Raw genomic sequence first — 2095 nt, 5'->3', positions numbered from 1 at the left:
TTGCGCCGTTCCAGCCAGAATGCGTGTATCTGGCGCACAGCCGGGGCAATCCGGTCTACGAGGCGTTCGTGAAAGGCATCCGGGTCCGGAGCCTTCTCCACCAGCTGATCGAGCACTTTCCATCCCTCTTCGGTGGCGAACACGGCCACTTGGGCGAGCCACTTGCCACCCTCCTCGTCTTCCACCATCTCCCGCCACGATTCGAAACCGACCTCCTCGACTCCTCGCAGGAAGCCCTCGCACCATTCGTCTGCGATGGTACGTTCGTTACCGTCTACGGCGCGGGTGTAGAACATCGGCTCGAAGCTCTCGGGCTCTTCGCTCAAGTGGTTTCCGATCGCGTTCATGTGCCGCAGGAGAAGTGAGGTGATTCGTTGCGCTTGCTCGATGGTTTCAAACTCGGGGCCCTCGGGGTCGCCCCATACGAGCGGGAGCCACTGGCTGGGTGGAACGACGCTGGGGCCGACCATCAGGGCGGTGAGGAATCCGTCCAGCATGGAGAGGTCCATGCACCCTTCGGGTACGGTATCGGAGGCCAGAAACCGGCCCAATTCGGCGAGCTCGTCTTCGTCCAGCGGTTTGTCGAGAGTGCCGAGGTCCATGGCATTTCCCATAGCGCGTGCCGTCGTGGGGGTGCAATCCGTCTTCGGGTGATCTTCATTCTGCAACGCACCACGCCTCCCGCGCCTGGCCAGAGTAGCCTCTCCCAAGGCCCTCCCGAAGCAGAATGTCGGCGACATTCATCCCGTCGGCCTCGACATCGGCGATGATCCGAAAATACTTCCCTCTGGACACATTCACCAAGTCGATGCGGACGGCCTCGGCGAGCAGCGCTCGAAGCCGGTCCCTGGCCGCCCGTGCCAGCGCCTTCTCGGCTTCACATCTCCCCCGAATCTCCGGCGCATCGATCCCCCGGACGCGGACGCCGATCCGCTCGCCCAGGAGCGGATGAACGTCGGGGATCGTGAAGGTGCAGGTATCGCCGTCATAGCAGCCATCGAGGGTCACGTCGTCGAAACGGCCGTAGGTGGCTTCGGCAGCCTCGCCGGAGTTGACGAATCCGACCAGTGCCACCGCGAAAACGGTGACCGAAATTGAGACAGCGAACACTCCTGCGGGGACGTGACGATGGGACACGGTTCAGCCCTCCGGAGCCATTGTCGGTCGGGCCTGTGTCACGTCGTGTCACATGGTCGGGGTATGGTTGAATCAGGTGGGCACGGTTCCCGCTTCTCCTTGCAACAAAACCTGCTTGATGAAGGTAAAAAATCCAGTTATTCCAAGGGCTTGCCTGACTGATAGCTCGACGGGAGCGGGCAGCCGACGCCGCGGAGTGAAGGTGCACATGGCCCAGCTTGAACACATCGAAGCCATTGAGAAGCGGCTCTGGAGTGCGGCGGACACCCTGCGCGCCAACTCCAACTACGCCAGCAACGAGTATTTCCTGCCGGTCATGGGCCTGGTCTTCCTGCGCCATGCCTACAGCCGCTTCCTTGGTGTCAAGGACGTGATCGAAGCCAACTTGCCGACTCGCGGCGGCAAGACGCGGGCGCTGACCAAGGAGGACTTTTCCCAGCAGAGCGCCATTTATCTGCAGCCGCAGGCACAGTTCGACTATCTCGTCTCGTTGCCCGGCAGCGCCGATCGGGCAAAGGCCATCATCGAGGCCATGGAGTCCATCGAAAAGGATTACGACAACCTGCGGGGCATCCTGCCAAAGAGTGAATACCAGGAGCTGGACAACGACGTGCTCGGCCAGTTGCTGCGCACGCTCAACCCCGAGGAATTGAAAACAGTCAAAGGCGACGTCTTCGGCCGCATCTACGAATACTTCCTCACCCAATTTGCAGATCAGAAGGCCCATGATGCGGGCGAGTTCTTCACCCCCATCTCGCTGGTCTCGCTCATCGCGCATGTGCTTGACCCCGAGCGCGGCACCGTGCTGGACCCGGCCTGCGGCTCCGGCGGCATGTTTGTGCAGAGCGCCCGCGTCGTGGAGGAACGGGACGACGATCCCACCCGGCGGTTCACCTTCAACGGACTGGAGAAGAACGCCACCACCATCCGCCTGGCCAAGATGAACCTGGCCGTTCAC

3 protein-coding genes are annotated in these 2095 nt (G+C 61.9%); 1 reads left to right on the top strand and 2 read right to left on the bottom strand.

The window, feature by feature from the left end:
• Together KDH09_19020 and KDH09_19015 are read right to left on the bottom strand one after the other, a co-directional pair.
• A partial coding sequence (locus KDH09_19020; GenBank protein ID MCB0221797.1) for a UPF0149 family protein occupies nucleotides 1-602 on the bottom strand: 602 nt, incomplete at its 3' end.
• Nucleotides 603-657: 55 nt separating this feature from the next.
• The gene (locus KDH09_19015) at nucleotides 658-1137 is read right to left on the bottom strand and encodes a thermonuclease family protein (GenBank protein ID MCB0221796.1); all 480 of its coding nucleotides are present in this window, start codon (nucleotides 1135-1137) and stop codon (nucleotides 658-660) included.
• Between the two features lie 208 nt (nucleotides 1138-1345).
• Here KDH09_19015 and KDH09_19010 point away from each other — a divergent pair.
• Nucleotides 1346-2095: SAM-dependent DNA methyltransferase (locus KDH09_19010; GenBank protein ID MCB0221795.1), on the top strand; the 750-nt coding region annotated here is incomplete at its 3' end.

The organism is Chrysiogenia bacterium (assembly GCA_020434085.1).
Classification (GTDB): Bacteria; JAGRBM01; JAGRBM01; order JAGRBM01; family JAGRBM01; genus JAGRBM01.
This window is presented reverse-complemented; position numbering and strand designations above follow the sequence as displayed.